Raw genomic sequence first — 17,299 nt, 5'->3', positions numbered from 1 at the left:
GCAGGTGGGGTGGGGGCAGGAGGCCGGCCGTCTGGCGGACGGCCTCCTGCCCCGGACTGCAGGGGTTCCTCAGTGCTCGCGGCGGCGCAGCGCCTCGTCCACCTCAGGGTCGCCGAGCTGGGAGAGCCAGCCCAGCAGCGCCGGGTAGGTCGACGGGTTCGCCGCCACCTGGGCGCGCAGCTCAGGAGCGTCCTGGACGATCTGGGCCAGGACGGCACCCGGGGTGCTCGGGTCGAGCGCCTGAGCGGCGGTGAAGCCGCTGCTCGTGGGAGCCTCGACGACCTCGGTCACCTCGGAGACGGGCTCCTCACGGTGCGACGGGTCCGCCGGCTGCGGGGCCGTCTCGTGCGGGGCCGTCTCGTGCGGGGCCGTCTCGTGCGAGACGTCCTGCACGGGCTCAGGCTGCACCGGCTGCACCGGCTCAGACTGCGCGACGTGCTGCTGGGGCTGCTGCTGCGGAGCCTGCTGCTGGGGCTGGGGAGCCTGCGGTGCGTTACCGCCAGCCCCCTGGGTCTGCCACGGCCCGGCCTGGGCAGGTGCGCCGTAGGCCTGGGGCGCCTGGCCGGGCGCGCCGTAGCCACCCGGTGCGCCCGCCCCACCCGGAGCACCGGGTCCTGCGGGAGCACCGGCCTGACCGGGGTACTGGTAGCCGGGTGCCTGCCCCTGGGGTGCGGCCCACTGGTACGCGGCGTTCGTCGCGCCCTGGCCGACGGGGCGGTGGGAGGCGAAGTACTCGCGCACGTCCTTCGGCACCGTCAGCGCGATCGCTACGAGGACGGGCAGACCGAAGGCGAGGAGAAGGTGGCCCACGGTGATGTACTTCCCGTCCCCGAAGGCCTCCTCGGGCACCATGATGACGATGACCAGGCCGAGGACGAAGGTGACCCCGGCGGCGCCGAGAGCGAGGATCCGGCTGGCGGAGAGGTTCTTGGCCAGCGAGAGCCGGGCGTAGAGCGCCACGGCGAGGATCAGCAGGCCCAGCACGATGGTGGTGACCAGGACGCCGGTGGACCGATCGACGACGTCCACGAAGAACAGCAGCGCGGACGTGACCACGGTGGCCGCGGCGAGCAGGGCGATGTAGTCGAAGCCGTGCACAGCGGTGAAGATCCACGTCGTGGACCGCGGCTCGCGGGACAGGGCGCGCAGCGTGGCAGGCGCCGCAGCGGCAGCAGCGGCGGCGGGGACGAAGATCGCCCCGAGGCCCTCCTCCAGGCTGAGCGGCTGGATGATCCCCAGACCGAAGACGCGCAGCGACTCGATCTTGACCAGGGAGGACCCCTCGCCGGCACCGAAGACGAAGGCGCACACGAGCATGACGCCGATGCCGATGAGCACCAGTCGCCAGCTCGGCGACCGCAGCACGACGGTCCCGTAGATCGCCCACAGGCTGAAGGCGACGGCCACGATCCAGGCCAGCACGGCGCCGACTGCGGCGACCGTTCCCCAGAAGTCTGCGAAGTCACCGATGTCGATGAGGAAGAAAATCAGCGAGACGACGTAGGTGAGGGCGATGAACCCACCGATGGCCGCGGTGATGGACCACCAGAGCTTCGACACGTCTCGGTCGAGGTCCTCCGGGCCCATCTCGCACTGGCGCGGCTGGGCTGCCAGGACCGCGCCGGCGAGACCGAGGGCGAAGATCGTCCCCAGTCCGGTGATCTCGTCGCTGGTGAGGATGTCCATCACCACGTACACGAGGACGACGACGACGTACGGCGCGTTGGCCAGCAAGCGCGCCTTGCGGGTGGTGTGCACCGTCCAGCTCGGCGGGAACACGCCCGCTCGGGCGAGGTAGGGCAGCGTGAGGGAGACGATCGAGAGGACCGTCACGAGGATCACGACGAAGTGGAAGCGGTCACCGATGTCCTCGAACTCGCGACCGTAGGTCACCGGCAGCGCGAAGGAGACGAGCAGGAGCAGGGCGGCGATGGCGTCCCGGACGAAGTCCGACGTGGGGATCCCTGCGAAGGGGTTGGGCCGCGGTGCGGCGGGAGCCTGGGCGTAGGACCCGGAGGGCTGCTGTCCGTGCTGGCCCGAGGGGCCCGGCGCCGGTGCGGGGCCGCTCGGCTGTCCCGCGTACGGGCCACCCTGACGACCGGGCTGCTGGTAGGGCGCGGGCTGACCGTAGCCGGACGGGGAAGCCTGTCCTGGCTGGGCGTGCTCGCCTGGACCCTGCGAGGACTGCTGGTGCCCGTTGGGCGGGTAGCCACCGGGTGGCGGAGCCTGACCTTCGTAACTCATGATCTCCCTCTCGTCGTTACCGTCTGCGACCGTGCCCGCGGCGTGGGACGCGCGACGGTGCCACGTGGATGACGGTGACAACCTACCCACATCGCACGTGCCGTGCCTATGCCATCCACCCGCCGGAGCGAGCCGTGGACCACGGCCGCCGGAGCTCCGGCGCCCCGCGCCGGAGGGCGGGGCTGCCGGGCGGCGCCCGGTGCGGTGCTGATGACAGCATGGACACTATGTCCAGGAAGGGCCTGAGCGCACCCCTGCGGAGTGGGTAGAGGTCCCCATGACCTCGACGAACAGCGAGGTCACAGGGGCGAGAGGAGAGACGAGAGGGACCGGGCGGCCTCGGTCAGAAGCCGAGCTTGCGCAGCTGGTTGGGGTCGCGCTGCCAGTCCTTGGCCACCTTGACGTGCAGGTCGAGGTAGATCCGGTTGCCGAGCAACGCTTCGATGCCCTTGCGCGCCTCGGTGCCCACGTGCCGCAGCCGCGACCCGCCGCGGCCGATGATGATCGCCTTCTGGCTGTCACGCTCGACGTAGAGGTTGACGCGGACGTCGAGCAGCGGGTTGGCGCCCGACCCGCCCTCGCGCGGGGTGATCTCCTCCACGACCACCGCGAGGGAGTGCGGCAGCTCCTGGCGTACGCCCTCGAGGGCGGCCTCACGGACCAGCTCGGCGACCATGACGGCCTCGGGCTCGTCGGTCAGCTCACCGTCGGGGTAGAGGACCGCGCCCTCGGGCAGGTGACCCACGAGGACGTCGGCGAGCACGTCCACCTGGAACTCGCCCTTGGCCGAGACGGGGACGATGTCCGCCCACTCCCCCAGCTCGTTCACCTTGAGCAGGTGCTTGGTCAGCTCCTCACGGGTGACGAGGTCTGCCTTGGTGACGACGGCGACGATCGGCGTGCGACGACGCCCGGTGCTCAGCTGGGCGAGCTGCTCGGCGATGTACCGGTCGCCCGGGCCGATCTTCTGGTCGGCCGGGAGGCAGAACACGATGACGTCCACCTGGGTGAGGGTCTCGCGGACGAGGTCGTTCAGGCGCTCCCCCAGGAGCGTGCGCGGGCGGTGCAGGCCGGGGGTGTCGACGAGGATGAGCTGGGCGTCGGGCCGGTTGACGATGCCGCGGATGGTGTGGCGGGTGGTCTGGGGACGGTCGGAGGTGATCGCGACCTTCTGCCCCACCAGCGCGTTGGTGAGCGTCGACTTCCCGGCGTTGGGCCGGCCGACGAGGCAGGCGAAGCCCGATCGGTACGTCCCACCGACCTGGGTGTCGGGTGAGGTGTTACGGGTCATGAGTCGGTCTCCTGCTGTTCTGCGGACGCGCGGCGGTCGTCGCTCGCGCGGTGGTCGTCAAGTACTCGTCGTTCTTGTGTGGTCTCGGTGGCCGCGGGGGCGCTGCGCGAGACGAGGACGGTCGCCAGCTGGCGACGTCGGCCCTCCACCTGCTCGGCGACCAGGTGCAGGCCGTGGACGTCGGCGGCCGAGCCCGGCAGCGCCACCTTGCCCAGCGCCTTGGAGAGCAGGCCGCCGGTGGTGTCCACGTCGTCGTCTTCGATCTCGAGGTCGAAGAGCTCCCCGAGGGAGTCGATCGGCAGCCGTGAGGGCACGCGGAACTGACCCGGTGAGACCTCCTCCACCTCGGGTGGGGCGGCGTCGTGCTCGTCGGTCACCTCGCCGACGATCTCCTCGATCGCGTCCTCGATCGTCACCAGCCCGGCGATGCCGCCGTACTCGTCGACGACGAGCGCCATGTGCGAGGAGGAGACCTGCATCTCCCGCATGAGGTCGTCGACCGGCTTGGACTCCGGCACGAAGGTCGCCGGTCGCATGACCGTGGTCACCGGGCGGGTCTCCCCGCCCTCGGCGTCGTGCAGGACCCGCACGACGTCCTTGAAGTACACGACGCCCAGCAGGTCGTCCACGGACTCCCCGATGACCGGCACCCGGGAGAACCCCGAGCGCAGGAAGAGGGAGAGCGCCTTGGGCAGCGGAGTGGTGGCCGCGCAGGTCACCATGTCGGTGCGCGGGACCATGACCTCCCGGGTCAGGGTGCTGCCCAGCTCGAAGACGGAACGGAGCATCATCCGTTCCTCGTCCTCGATGACGTCGGAGTCGTTGACCCGGTCGACCATGTCCCGCAGCTCGCGGGACTCGTCGGCCTCCAGGGTGGTGCGCGTCGCGCTGGTCAGCCGCGTCACGCCGCCGGCCACCGCGAGCACGACGCTGAGCACCCGGCTGACCAGGACGAGCGTCTGGGCAGGGCGGTGCCGCCCGAGGCTGCGCGGGCTGACCCGCACGATGAGCAGCGAGACGAGAGCGCTGATGACGACGGCGAGGATGAGCACCAGCCACCACTGGTGCACCACCGAGGCCAGGGCCACGGTGATGCACGCGGTCGCGAGCATCTCGGCGAAGACCCGGACGAAGGCCGCTGCGGCGGCGGTGTGGCCGGGGTCGGCCACCAGGCGCTGGATGCGCGCGGCGCTGTCCGGGCGGTGATCGATGATCTCGCTGACCGCCGAGCGAGAGATCCTGAGGACGGCGGCCTCACCTGCGCTGAGGATCGCGGCGAGCGCGATGCCCACGACTGCGAGCAGGAGGAGGAGGCCGACGGGTATGTCTCCGGCCACGCTCATCCGGTGGGTCGGCCGGCGAGGAAGGTGAGCAGAAGCTTGCGCTGGAGCGCGAACATCTCCTTCTCCTCCTCGGGCTCGGCGTGGTCGTAGCCGAGCAGGTGCAAGATTCCGTGCGTGGTCAGCAGCAGCATCTCCTCGACCGTGGAGTGACCGGCCGCGACGGCCTGCGCGGCGGCGACCTCAGGGCACAGCACGACGTCGCCGAGCAGGCCGGCGGGGGTGATGTCCCCGTCCCGGCCCGGGCGCAGCTCGTCCATCGGGAAGGACAGCACGTCCGTGGGTCCCGGCTCGTCCATCCACTGGATGTGCAGCTCAGTCATGACGTCGGTGTCGACGAAGAGGATCGACAGCTCGGTCTGGGCGTGCACGTGCATCTCGTCGAGCACGAACCGGCCCAGCGCAGCGAACTCGGCCTCATCGACCTCGTAGCCGGACTCGTTGTTAACTTCGATGCTCACCGATGGTGGCCTTTCTCGTGGATGTGGTCGCCCGGGGCGTGCGAGCCGCCGGTGCGGGTGCTGACCGCCGTGTCCCAGCGGGAGTACGCGTCGATGATGTCGGCCACCAGCCGGTGACGGACGACGTCGCCCGAGCTCAGCCGGCAGAACTCCACGTCGTCGACCCCGGTGAGGATGTCCTGGACGACGCGCAGCCCTGACGCCGTGCCACCGGGCAGGTCCACCTGGGTGACGTCACCGGTGATGACCATCTTGGACGAGAAGCCCAGCCGGGTGAGGAACATCTTCATCTGTTCCACGGAGGTGTTCTGCGCCTCGTCGAGGATGATGAACGCATCGTTGAGGGTGCGCCCGCGCATGTACGCCAGGGGGGCGACCTCGATGGTGCCGGCCTCGATGAGCTTGGGGATGGACTGCGGGTCGATCATGTCGTGGAGGGCGTCGTAGAGCGGGCGCAGGTACGGGTCGATCTTCTCCGAGAGCGACCCCGGCAGGAAGCCCAGCCGCTCCCCCGCCTCCACGGCCGGTCGGGTGAGCACGATCCGGTTGACCTGGCGGGCCTGGAGGGCCTGGACCGCCTTGGCCATGGCCAGGTACGTCTTGCCGGTCCCGGCCGGACCGATCCCGAAGGTCACGGTGTTGGCGTCGATCGCGTCGACGTAGTGCTTCTGCCCGACGGTCTTGGCCCGGATGGTGCGGCCCTTGTTGGACAGGATGTTCAGGGTGAAGACCTCGGCGGGACGGGTCTCGGTGGCTGAGGTCAGCATGACGATCGACCGCTTGACGACGTCGGCGGACAGCGCCGTGCCGGCCTCGGCGACCTCGATGAGCTCGTCGACCAGGCGGGCGGCCAGGGCGACGTCGCCGACCGGTCCGCGCAGGACGATCTCGTGGTCACGGACGCGGACGTCGACGGCGTCGAAGCCTTCCTCGATCGCTCGCAGGACGGAGTCCACGGGCCCGAGCAAGGACGAGATCGAAACGTCCGCAGGCACGATGATGCGGTGCTCGACGTCCCCTCGCGAGGATCCGGTCGTGCTCTCTGGAGTTGCCATATAGCGGTGTGCCCGCTCCTTGTCTGATCGTTCGCTGCAGTGACGGCCCGTGTCCGCAGACAGGTACCCGCTTCCCAGTCTAACGAGCAGGTGGCTCCGCACCGCACGAGCAGCGGATCGCTGCCGCGCGGGCGAGCGCGGGCCTCAGGCCGGGGACCAGCCGAGCCGCTCGCCGCCGATGACATGACCGTGGACGTGGAAGACGCTCTGCCCGGCGTGCGGGCCGGAGTTGAAGATGAGCCGGAACTGACCGTCGGCCAGGTCCCCGGCGATCTCGTCGGCCAGCGCCACCACCCCGGCGAGCAGGGCCGGGTCGCCTGCGGCGAGCTGGGCGATGTCGCCGTAGTGCTCACGCGGCACCACGAGGACGTGCATCGGCGCCTGCGGGTTGATGTCGCGGAAGGCGATCACCTCGGGCGTCTCGGCGACGACCGTGGCTGGCACCGTGCCTGCGACGATCTTGCAGAACAGGCACTCCGGGTCGGTCAGGGTCGGGGAGTTCGGCTGCGAGGAGGTCATCACCCGAGGCTAGCCCAGTTCGGGTGCCGGCTCAGCGCAGGCTCACCCCCACCGGCCCAGCCGCTGGCTCAGCAGCGCGATCGCGATGGGCCCCGCGGTCGAGGTGCGCAGCACGTGCGGACCGAGACGGGCGAGCACCGCGCCGGCGTCGGTGAGCGCTGCGACCTCACGGTCGCTGATCCCACCCTCGGGGCCCACGACGACGAGCACCCGGCGGACCGGCGCACCGGCGGCGGCCGCAGCCGCGTCAGGGACCGGGAGGTCGACGCCGGCCAGCGGCGTCGTGGCGTCCTCGTGCAGCACCACGGTCAGGCCGCCGCCGGCGCGCACCTCCTCGACGGTCGAGGCGAGCGCCTTGCCGTCCACCACCTGGCCGACGGCGGGCAGGGTCGCCCGGCGCGCCTGCTTGGTCGCGGCCTTGACGGTGGCGACCCAGCGGGCACGGGACTTCGCGGCGCGGTCACCGCGCCACACCACCACGGAGCGTTCGGCCTGCCACGGCAGGACCGCGTCCACGCCCACCTCGGTCGCCGCCTCGATGGCCAGCTCGTCGCGGTCTCCCTTGGCGAGGGCCTGCACGAGGACGAGCTCGACGCCGTCGGGAGCCTCGGTGCGCACAGCGGTGACCGAGAGCTCGAGCGTCCCGGCGTCGACCGTGGCGACCACGGTCTCCACCCGCCGGCCGGCGCCGTCGACCACGTCGATGCGCTCCCCCACCCGGCGGCGCTGCACGACGCCCGCGTGGCGCCCTTCGTCGCCGTCGAGCAGGTAGGTGTCACCGGGCGCGAGGACGGCCAGGCCGCCTGGGTCGGCGAGGAAGACCGGCGCGCTCACTATCGACCCGAGAGCTTGTCACGCAGGCGGGTGAAGACACCCGGGTGCGCGGCGGCCACGCGTCCCTCGGGACGCTCTTCCCCGCGCAGCTCGGCGAGCTGACGCAGCAGGTCGGCCTGCTCGTCGTTGAGGCCGGTCGGGATCTGGATCTCGACGTGGACGTTGAGGTCACCGCGTCCGGCGGCGTGCAGGTGCCCGATGCCCAGGCCCTTGAGGGTGATGATCTGACCTGGCTGCGTGCCCGGGCGCAGGTCCACGGACTCGACGCCGTCGAGGGTCTCGAGCTCGATGACCGTGCCCAGCGCGGCGGCGGTCATGGGCACCTCGAGGGTGGCGTGCAGGTCGTCGCCGCGGCGCAGGAACAGCTCGTGCTTGCGCTCACGGATCTCGAAGTACAGGTCACCGGCCGGTCCGCCGGCGGGGCCGACCTCACCCTGGGAGGTGAGCTTGATCCGGTTGCCGGTCTCCACTCCCGCGGGCACCTCGACGGTGACGGTGCGACGGCTGCGCACGCGGCCCTCGCCGGCGCACTCGGCGCACGGCTCGGGGATCGTGGTGCCGAAGCCCTGGCAGGGGGCGCACGGCGCGGTCGTCATGACCTGGCCGAGGAAGGAGCGGGCCACCCGCTGGACCGTCCCGCGCCCGTTGCAGACGTCGCAGGTGCGCGGGGAGGTGCCGGGGCGGCAGCAGGAACCGGAACAGGTGCCGCAGACGACTGCGGTGTCCACCTGGACCTCGCGGCGCACACCGAAGGCGGCCTCGGCGAGGTCGATGTCCAGGCGGATGAGCGCGTCCTGGCCGCGGCGGGCGCGCGGGATGGGTCCGCGCTGGGCCTGACCGCCGCCGAAGAACGTCTCGAAGATGTCCTGGAAGCCGAAGCCGCCGCCCATGCCGCCGCCGGGGGCGGAGGGGTCGTTGCCCATGTCGTAGGAGCGGCGCTTCTCCGGGTTGGAGAGCACCTCGTAGGCGCGGCCCACGTCCTTGAACTGGTCTTCGGCGCCGGGGCCGGCAACGTCGGGGTGGAACTCGCGCGCAAGCTTGCGGTAGGCCTTCTTGATCTGGTCCTGGCTTGCGTCCTTGGCCACACCAAGCACGTCGTAGTAGTCGCTCACTGAATACTCTCTGCCGATCGGGGTTTGCTGAAACTCGGGAGTGCCGGGCGGTGCCGCCACCGGCGGTCGCACGGTCAGGTCAGGTCAGGTCAGGTCAGGTCAGGTCAGGTCGGTCAGGTGGTGTCACGTGTGACAACGCCACCGAGGTCCATTGTGATTCCCTCTGGTGGCCAGGTCATGTGGTGAGGATCCTGGAGAGGTACCTCGCCACGGCCCGGACCGCCGCCATCGTGGCCGGGTAGTCCATCCGGGTCGGTCCGATCGAGCCGATCGTCGCGATGGCGTCGCCCTCGCTGCCGTAGCCGGTCGTCACGATGGACGTCTCGTAGAAGCCGCTGAGCTGGGTCTCGTGGCCGATGCGCACGGCGACGTCCCCGGAGTCCTCGACCATGTCGGTCAGCAGGTTGAGCAGCACGACCTGCTCCTCGAGCGCCTCCAGGACCGGCCGCAGCGAGTGCTCGAACCGCATGTTCGCCTGGGCCAGGTTCGCGGTCCCGGCGAGCACGATCCGTTCCTCGCTCTCCTGGGACAGCGTGTCGGTGACCACCTCGGCGATCCGCGCCACCATGGCGCGGTCACGCGGGTGGAAGCTGTCCGCGAGCTCCTCGAGCGCCACCCGCAGCTCGGGCAGCCGGCGACCGGCCGCCGCGACGTTGAACCGGGTCCGCAGGTGGAGCAGCGTCTCCTCGTCCGGCGGGCACTCCACCTCGAGGGTGCGCTGCTCGACGCGGCCGGTGTCGGTGATGATCACCACGAGCAGCCGGCGGTCGCCGAGCACGACGATCTCCAGGTGACGCAGCCCGGACCGGCGCAAGGAGGGGTACTGCACCACGGCGACCTGACCGGTGAGCTGAGCCAGCAGCCGCCCGGCGCGGGAGATGACGTCGTCGAGGTCGACCGCACCGGCGAGGAAGGTCTCGATCGCGTTCTTCTCGGCCGGCGAGAGCGCCTTGACCTCGGCCAGACGGTCGACGAACATCCGGTAGCCCTTGTCGGTGGGCACCCGGCCGGCGGAGGTGTGCGGCTGGGCGATGTAGCCAGCCTCTTCCAGCACCGCCATGTCGTTGCGGATGGTTGCCGGGGAGACGCCCAGACCGTGCCGTTCGGCGAGCACCTTCGACCCGACCGGCTCACGCGTGTGGACGTAGTCCTCGACGATGGCCCGGAGCACATCCAGCCTGCGGTCGTCGCTCGACGCCATGTCAGTTCCTCCTGCCCTCACGTAGCACTCGAAGTAGGTGAGTGCTAATTCTACGCGACACCCCCCAGGCACTTCCACGACCACCCCGCCGCGGCGGATAACCTTGCGCGGTGAGCGCTGATCGTTACTCCTCCGACGTCCTGTCCTCCGGCCCCCACCCGGCCTCCCGGCGGCCTGTCTCGCGGCCGTTCCCCGCCGATCGCGGCCTCGTGGTGGAGGAGGTCACCTCCGGATGGGTGGGCGCGGTGGTGCGCACGGAGAAGTCCGGCGGGATGCACGTGGTGGTGCTCGAGGACCGCGCAGGGCGCACCCGGACCTTCCCGCTCGGCCCCGGCTTCTGGATCGACGGTGCCCCCGTCGAGCTCACGCCACCGGTGGCGGCGCGCGCGCCGCAGGCCCCCGCCCGCACCGCGAGCGGCTCCCGGGCGGTGACCGACACCCGCGCCCGGGTGGCCCGCGGCAGCCGGATCTGGGTCGAGGGCCGTCACGACGCCGAGCTGGTCGAGCGGGTGTGGGGCGACGACCTGCGGGTGGAGGGCGTCGTCGTCGAGCTGCTCGACGGCGTGGACAACCTCGCCGTGGCCCTGGCGGACTTCAAGCCCTCCCCCGGGCGCCGGGTCGGTGTGCTCGTGGACCACCTCGTGGCCGGCTCCAAGGAGCAGCGCATCACCGACGACGTGCTGCGCCAGTTCCCCGGCGGGAACGTGCGGGTCCTGGGTCACCCCTACGTCGACGTGTGGCAGGCGGTCCGCCCTGCCCGCATCGGCCTGGAGCGGTGGCCGGTCATCGAGCGCGGCACGGAGTGGAAGTACGGGATCCTGCGTGAGCTGGGCTGGCCCGCGCAGAACCAGACCGACGTGGCGATGGGGTGGAAGAAGATCCTGGGCACGGTGCGCTCCTACGCGGACCTCGAGCCCTCACTGCTGGCGCGGGTGGAGGAGCTCATCGACTTCGTCACCGAGGGCTGAGCCCGCGGGATACGCGGGGTGCTGGGCGAGACGGGGTACTGGGCTAGACGGGGTACTCCCCGATGAGGCGGCGGTAGACGAAGGCGGAGGCGATCATCGCCACGGGCAGCGCCACGAGCAGCCCGATCCCGAGCAGCAGGCTGCCGATGAACTCGGCGATGTACACCCCGATGGACAGCAGCACCACGGTGGCGAGGTTCGCCCACACCATCCGGAAGCTGGCGCCGATGGCGTCGATCGCGCCCAGACGTCTGTCGATGACGAAGAACAGCGCGAACTGAGCGAAGAACGCGAAGATGATCCCGCCGACGACGGTGATGGACAGCAGCGCCGTCGCCAGGCCCACGAGCACCGCGGTGAGGATGACCGTGCCGAGGTTGTCGAAGCGGAAGAAGTCCTCGTAGGCGAGCCGCCGGCCGTGCGTCGCCACGAGCGACCCGCGGATGATCCCGGCCTGGACCAGCGCGCCGAGCACCACCGCCAGGGCGATGAACACGACCATGCCGAACCCGAAGCCGAAGGCACCACCGCTGCTGAGGTTCCCGTAGGCGTCCGTGGTGGCCGCGGCCGTGCCGACGAGGATGGTGAAGGCGATGATCCCCAATACGACGAACGCCGCGGCGTAGGTGAGGGCCGCGAGGAGGATCACGCCGACGTTCTCGGTGAACTTGTTCCAGCCGTAGGTGAAGGCGTCTGCGACCGAGACCTGGCTGAGGGCCGCCTGCGGGTAGCCGGCCGGAGGCGGTGGGTAGCCGGCCGGCGGCGGTGGGAAACCGCTCGGCTGGGGCGGGTAGCCGCCAGCCGCGGGGGGACCGGGCTGACCGGGCGTCGGGGGCACCGGGGATGTCGGCGGTGTCGGCGGTGTCGGAGGTGTCGGGGGCACGTCGTGGGGCGGCTGCGGCTCGTCCGGTCCAGTGCCGTCGGGGGGCTTGTCACTCATGGCGTCTCCTCGTCCGTGCGATGGATCCGTGCAGGTGCGCTCATCTGCATCGTTCCACCCCTGCGCACGCCACGCCCCGCGGCGCCGCTACCGCCGCGTCACTGCCCCGCCCGCAGGGCCTGCGCCTGCGCCAGTCCCGCCGCGATCGTCTGGGCGTAGATCTCCTGCCCGGAGGCCTGAGGGTGGACGCCGTCCTTGCCCAGCCCCTCGGGGTGGGCGGCGATCGCCGCCTGCCAGTCGGCGACGACGACGTTGGGGTGACGGGCAGCTGCCTCGCGCATCTGGTCGTTGGTCGGACCGATCCAGGACCGGTCGCCGTAGCCGGTGACCAGCACGATCGTGTGGTCGGGACCGATCGCGGCGATCGCCTCGTCCATGACCCGGGCGTTGACGGTCGAGTTGGTCCCGAGGGAGAGCACGACGTAGGGACGCAGCGCGCCGCCGGCCGCCAGGGCGGCGGCCACCTCGGGGGTCGTGCTCATCTGGCGAGAGACCTCGGCGTCGATGTGCACCCCGGGAAGGATGGACTGCAGCGCGGTGGCACTGATCAAGGTGACCGAGTCACCGATCACCGTCACCTGGTCACCGGTCGGCGCGACGGCCTCCGGCTGCGCAGGCGGGATGGGCGTCGGGCTGGAGACCGCGCCTTCGGGGACGGTGCCCTCGGGCGACCCGGCGTCCGGTGCGTCGGGGGCGGGCGTCTGGTCCCCGCCGCCCTCCACGGCGCTCTCCCCGGTGCCCGAGGCGGCCTCGGCACCGAGCCGGATCGCCGCCTCCAGCTCGGAGACAGCCGGCGCCCGCACGAAGGCGGCCACGACCGAGGCGGTCACCACGAGGGTCAACGCGGCAGCCGCTGCGGCGCGCACCCGCCCGCGCGGGGTCCGCGCAGGAGAGCGGCGTTCGGCCCAGGCGACCAGCGCGACCCGGCGCGACCATCCCCACAGCGACCGCACGAGCGTGCCGATCCCACGTGCCATCACCGGCGCCTCGATGAACCGGTGAGAGGCCCAGGCCGCAGCCACCGTGAGCACCAGCGTCACCAGCACCACCGTCCATGGCGTGCCGTGGCCCGGGTGGTCGGCGCCCATGACCTCCGAGACGAGCACGAGCAGCGGCCAGTGCCACAGGTACAGCCCATAGGACCGCACCCCGATCCAGCGCAGCGGCGCCACCTCGCACCGCTGGGCGAGCGCCTGGCTGCGGACGATGAAGGCGATGAGCCCCACCGCCGCCAGCGAGACCAGCACGAGGCCACCGCGGTAGGTGAACGCGGCGTCGATGGGCAGCATCACGGCGGCCACCACCAGTGCGGCGGCGCAGACCGCGCCGAGCGCGAGGCGCGCCACGCGGCGTCGGGCAGGGTCGGCCAGGAGGGATCGCACGGCAGGGAGACCAGGTCGGTGGCCGTCGTCGGGAGCGAAACACAGCGCGAAGAAGGCGCCGGCCATGAGACCGAACATGTGCGTGTCGGTGCCGTAGTAGACCCGGGAGGGGTCGGCCATCGGGTCGAAGCTCGCGGCCATCCACAGCGCTGAGCCGACGGCGAAGGCCGCCGTCACCGCCAGGCCCACCGCGCGCGAGCGGCGGATGCCGAAGACGGCGAGCACCACCAGCGGCCAGAAGACGTAGAACTGCTCCTCCACGGCCAAGGACCAGAAGTTGGCGAACAGCTGCGGGCTCAGGTCGCTCGAGTACGAGGCACCCTGGGCGATGTACACCCAGTTGCTCGCGAAGGTCAGCGCGCCCATGACCTGCGACCGGATGCCCACCAGCACGTCCCCGCCGAGGACCCCGGCGATCGCGGTGCACGTGATGACCACCGTCACCATCGCCGGCAGCAGCCGCCGGGCCCGGCGCGTCCAGAACCGGCGCAGGGACACCCGTCCGGTCTGCACGCGCTCACGGACCAGCAGGGTGGTGATGAGGAAGCCGCTGAGGACGAAGAACACGTCCACCCCGACGAACCCGCCCGGGAGCCACCCCGGCACGAAGTGGAAGGTCATGACCGCGATGACGGCCAGGGCGCGCACGGAGTCCAGCCCGTGGATCCGGGGAGGCCGGGAGTGCGCGCGCGGGGCCGAGGGCTTGCGCGGCGGGGAGGTCTGGCGGGCTGGTGCGGTCGGGAGGGGGGTGCCTGGAGTCATGGTCAATCTGTGAGGTCGCGTACCACGGTGTCTGCAAGGAGCCGGCCCTTGCGGGTCAGCACGGCTCGTCCGGCGAGCGCGGCCCGACCGTCGAGAAGCTCGGTGGCCACATGACCGGCCACGCGTCGGCGGGCCCCCGCGGACAGCACCGACAGGTCCAGGCCCTCGCGCAGCCGCACACCGAGCATGACGCGCTCGAGCTGGGCGGAGGCGTCGTCGAGGACCTCCCGGCCGGCGGCCGGGCTGCGACCGTCACCGAGCACGCGTGCGTACCGCAGCGGGTGCTTGACGTTCCACCAGCGGATACCGCGGGTGCCCGGCTCGTCGGAGCCCATGTAGGAGTGCGCGCCGGGGCCGATGCCCCACCAGTCGTCCCCGCGCCAGTAGGCCAGGTTGTGCCGGCAGGCGCGCTGCACCCCGTCGGTGGTGCGCGCCCAGTTGGACACCTCGTACCACTGCAGGCCTGCTGCGGTGAGCAGGTCGTCGGCGAGCTCGTACTTGGTCGCCTGGTCGTCCTCGCTGGGCAGGGACAGCTCGCCGCGGCGCACCTGGGCGGCCATCTTCGTGCCCGGCTCCACGACGAGGGCGTAGGCCGAGACGTGGTCGACGCCGGTGGCCAGCGCGGTCTCCACGCTCAGCCGCCAGTCGTCCAGGGTCTCCCCCGGGGTGCCGTAGATGAGGTCGAGCGACACCTCCAGGCCCGCCTCGCGAGCCCAGCGCACGACGTCGGGGATGCGGCGCGGGTCGTGGGTGCGCTCGAGGGTCGCCAGGACCGAGGGCACCGCGGACTGCATACCGAAGGACACCCGGGTGAACCCGGAGTCCGCGAGCAGCTGCAAGGACTGTGGGGTGACCGAGTCCGGGTTCGCCTCGGTGGTCACCTCGGCGTCGGGGGCCAGGCCCCACGCCTGCCGGACGCCGTCGAGCATCCGGGCGAGGTCGCCGGCGGGCAGCAGCGTGGGGGTGCCACCGCCGACGAAGACGGTGGACACCTGGCGCGGGGGCAGCCCCGCGCGGTCCATCACCTGGGCCGCCAGGGCGATCTCCGACAGCGCGGTCGTGGCGTAGGCGGTCTGGTTGGCCCCGCCGCCGAGCTCGCTCGCGGTGTACGTGTTGAAGTCGCAGTAGCCGCAGCGGACCGTGCAGAACGGGACGTGCAGGTAGACCCCGAAGCCACGGTCAGCGGCTCCAGAGGTCACCCATGAAGGGAGGGCGCCGTCCTCGGGTGCGGGGTCGCCCTCAGGAAGTGCCGGGCTCACGCCGTGGTCTCCTTGGTGTTCGTGATCACTTCTTCTTGTCTTTGGATTCCGTCTGCTCCGAGGTCAGGGCGGCGATGAAGGCTTCCTTCGGGACCTCGACAGACCCGATCGTCTTCATGCGCTTCTTGCCCTCCTTCTGCTTCTCCAGGAGCTTGCGCTTGCGGGAGATGTCACCGCCGTAGCACTTGGCCAGGACGTCCTTGCGGATCGCGCGGATGGTCTCGCGGGCGATCACGCGGGCGCCGACGGCGGCCTGGATGGGCACCTCGAACTGCTGACGGTTGATGAGGTTCTTGAGCTTGCCGACCATGGACAGCCCGTAGGAGTAGGCGTTGTCCTTGTGCACGATCGCACTGAAGGCGTCCACCTGCTCCCCCTGGAGCAGGATGTCGACCTTGACCAGCGCGGCTGCCTGCTCGCCGATGACGTCGTAGTCGAGGGAGGCGTACCCGCGGGTCTTGGACTTGAGCTGGTCGAAGAAGTCGAAGACGATCTCGGCCAGCGGCAGGATGTAACGCATCTCGACGCGGTCGGCTGAGAGGTAGTCCATCCCCTGCAGCTCACCGCGTCGGCCCTGGCACAGCTCCATGACGGCGCCGATGAACTCCGCCGGGGCGATGATCGTCGCCTTGACGATGGGCTCACGGACCTCGGCGATCTTGCCGCCGGGGAACTCGCTCGGATTGGTCACCGTGATGACGGACTTGTCTTCCATCGTCACCTCGTAGATGACGTTGGGGGCGGTGGAGATGAGGTCGAGGGAGAACTCGCGCTCCAGGCGCTCGCGGACGATCTCCAGGTGCAGCAGCCCGAGGTAGCCCACGCGGAAGCCGAAGCCCAGCGCGACCGACGTCTCCGGCTCGTAGATGAGCGCGGCGTCGTTGAGCTTGAGGCGGTCCAGGGCGTCACGCAGCACGGGGTAGTCCGAGCCGTCGACGGGGTACAGACCGGAGAACACCATGGGCTTGGGGTCGGAGTACCCGCCCAGGGCTTCCTCGGCGGGCTTGGCGGCGTTGGTCACCGTGTCACCGACCTTGGACTGGCGCACGTCCTTGACACCGGTGATGAGGTAGCCGACCTCGCCCACGCCCAGTCCCTTGGTGGGGATGGGCTCGGGAGAGGAGACGCCGATCTCCAGCAGGTCGTGGGTGGCCCGGGTCGACATCATGGTGATGCGCTCGCGCGGGCTGAGCTGGCCGTCGACCACGCGGACGTAGGTGACCACGCCGCGGTAGGTGTCGTAGACGGAGTCGAAGATCATGGCGCGCGCGGGGGCGTCCGGGTCGCCGACCGGCGCCGGGGTCTTCTGCACGATCCGGTCCAGCAGCTCAGGGACGCCCATGCCGGTCTTGCCGGAGATCTTGAGGATCTCCTCGGGCTCGCAGCCGACCAGGCCGGCCAGCTCTTCGGCGTACTTCTCCGGCTGGGCGGCCGGCAGGTCGATCTTGTTGAGCACCGGGATGATCGCCATGTCGTTGTCCATGGCGAGGTACAGGTTGGCGAGCGTCTGGGCCTCGATGCCCTGCGCGGCGTCGACCAGCAGCACTGCGGCCTCGCAGGCTGCCAGGGACCGGGAGACCTCGTAGGTGAAGTCCACGTGCCCGGGGGTGTCGATCATGTTGAGGGCGTAGCCGGTGGGCACGCCGTCGGCGTTGTCGACCTCCCAGGGCATGCGCACGGCCTGGGACTTGATGGTGATGCCGCGCTCGCGCTCGATGTCCATGCGGTCGAGGTACTGCGCGCGCATGACGCGCGGGTCGACGACGCCGGTCAGCTGGAGCATGCGGTCGGCCAGGGTCGACTTGCCGTGGTCGATGTGGGCGATGATGCAGAAGTTGCGGAGCAGCTCCGGAGCAGTGGCCGCGGGCTGAATGCGGGCGAGGTTGGCCGCTGAAGGGATGGGAGTCACAGGGTCGATTCTCCCATGACCG

General features: G+C 71.0%; 14 protein-coding genes. 1 reads left to right on the top strand and 13 read right to left on the bottom strand.

Going from position 1 to position 17,299, the window contains the following annotated elements; all coding sequences use genetic code 11:
• Window positions 1-69: 69 nt before the first annotated feature.
• The 9 genes from SS2_RS05470 to hrcA all read right to left on the bottom strand — a co-directional run bounded on the left by SS2_RS05470 (window position 70) and on the right by hrcA (window position 10,057).
• On the bottom strand, window positions 70-2,244 hold the full coding sequence (locus tag SS2_RS05470; RefSeq protein WP_066461866.1) for a DUF7937 domain-containing protein: 2,175 nt from the start codon (window positions 2,242-2,244) through the stop codon (window positions 70-72).
• A gap of 343 nt (window positions 2,245-2,587) precedes the next feature.
• The gene (gene era, locus SS2_RS05465; protein ID WP_066461865.1) at window positions 2,588-3,535 is read right to left on the bottom strand and encodes a GTPase Era; all 948 of its coding nucleotides are present in this window, start codon (window positions 3,533-3,535) and stop codon (window positions 2,588-2,590) included.
• Complete coding sequence (locus tag SS2_RS05460) at window positions 3,532-4,878, bottom strand: hemolysin family protein (protein ID WP_066461863.1); 1,347 nt, start codon at window positions 4,876-4,878, stop codon at window positions 3,532-3,534. Before SS2_RS05460 ends, era begins: the two co-directional genes overlap by 4 nt.
• The gene (ybeY, locus tag SS2_RS05455; protein ID WP_066461861.1) at window positions 4,875-5,336 is read right to left on the bottom strand and encodes an rRNA maturation RNase YbeY; all 462 of its coding nucleotides are present in this window, start codon (window positions 5,334-5,336) and stop codon (window positions 4,875-4,877) included. Before ybeY ends, SS2_RS05460 begins: the two co-directional genes overlap by 4 nt.
• Window positions 5,333-6,391: a PhoH family protein gene (locus tag SS2_RS05450; RefSeq protein ID WP_066461859.1), complete on the bottom strand. Its 1,059-nt coding sequence runs from the start codon at window positions 6,389-6,391 to the stop codon at window positions 5,333-5,335. Before SS2_RS05450 ends, ybeY begins: the two co-directional genes overlap by 4 nt.
• A gap of 144 nt (window positions 6,392-6,535) precedes the next feature.
• Window positions 6,536-6,910, bottom strand: coding sequence for a histidine triad nucleotide-binding protein (locus SS2_RS05445; protein ID WP_066461858.1), 375 nt, complete (start codon window positions 6,908-6,910; stop codon window positions 6,536-6,538).
• 42 nt (window positions 6,911-6,952) lie between these two features.
• On the bottom strand, window positions 6,953-7,744 hold the full coding sequence (locus SS2_RS05440; RefSeq protein WP_066461856.1) for a 16S rRNA (uracil(1498)-N(3))-methyltransferase: 792 nt from the start codon (window positions 7,742-7,744) through the stop codon (window positions 6,953-6,955).
• Window positions 7,744-8,856, bottom strand: coding sequence for a molecular chaperone DnaJ (gene dnaJ, locus SS2_RS05435; protein ID WP_066461854.1), 1,113 nt, complete (start codon window positions 8,854-8,856; stop codon window positions 7,744-7,746). The genes SS2_RS05440 and dnaJ overlap by 1 nt, the downstream gene beginning before the upstream one ends.
• 175 nt (window positions 8,857-9,031) lie before the next feature.
• Window positions 9,032-10,057, bottom strand: coding sequence for a heat-inducible transcriptional repressor HrcA (gene hrcA / locus SS2_RS05430; protein ID WP_066461851.1), 1,026 nt, complete (start codon window positions 10,055-10,057; stop codon window positions 9,032-9,034).
• A gap of 110 nt (window positions 10,058-10,167) precedes the next feature.
• Here hrcA and SS2_RS05425 point away from each other — a divergent pair, with 110 nt between their 5' ends.
• Window positions 10,168-11,025, top strand: coding sequence for a DUF3097 domain-containing protein (locus tag SS2_RS05425; RefSeq protein ID WP_066461846.1), 858 nt, complete (start codon window positions 10,168-10,170; stop codon window positions 11,023-11,025).
• A 43-nt stretch (window positions 11,026-11,068) separates the two neighbouring features.
• On the opposite strand, the gene SS2_RS05420 is transcribed toward SS2_RS05425, so the two are convergent.
• The 4 genes from SS2_RS05420 to lepA form a co-directional block, all read right to left on the bottom strand.
• Window positions 11,069-11,965: a hypothetical protein gene (locus SS2_RS05420; protein ID WP_157607194.1), complete on the bottom strand. Its 897-nt coding sequence runs from the start codon at window positions 11,963-11,965 to the stop codon at window positions 11,069-11,071.
• A gap of 98 nt (window positions 11,966-12,063) precedes the next feature.
• Complete coding sequence (locus SS2_RS05415; protein ID WP_066461844.1) at window positions 12,064-14,109, bottom strand: acyltransferase family protein; 2,046 nt, start codon at window positions 14,107-14,109, stop codon at window positions 12,064-12,066.
• A gap of 2 nt (window positions 14,110-14,111) precedes the next feature.
• On the bottom strand, window positions 14,112-15,368 hold the full coding sequence (hemW, locus tag SS2_RS05410; protein ID WP_066461842.1) for a radical SAM family heme chaperone HemW: 1,257 nt from the start codon (window positions 15,366-15,368) through the stop codon (window positions 14,112-14,114).
• A gap of 25 nt (window positions 15,369-15,393) precedes the next feature.
• The gene (gene lepA, locus SS2_RS05405) at window positions 15,394-17,277 is read right to left on the bottom strand and encodes a translation elongation factor 4 (protein ID WP_066461841.1); all 1,884 of its coding nucleotides are present in this window, start codon (window positions 17,275-17,277) and stop codon (window positions 15,394-15,396) included.
• Between the last annotated feature and the right edge of the window lie 22 nt (window positions 17,278-17,299).

The sequence above is a fragment of the Sanguibacter suarezii NBRC 16159 genome, assembly GCF_001552735.1.
GTDB lineage: Bacteria > Actinomycetota > Actinomycetes > Actinomycetales > Cellulomonadaceae > Sanguibacter > Sanguibacter suarezii.
This window is presented reverse-complemented; position numbering and strand designations above follow the sequence as displayed.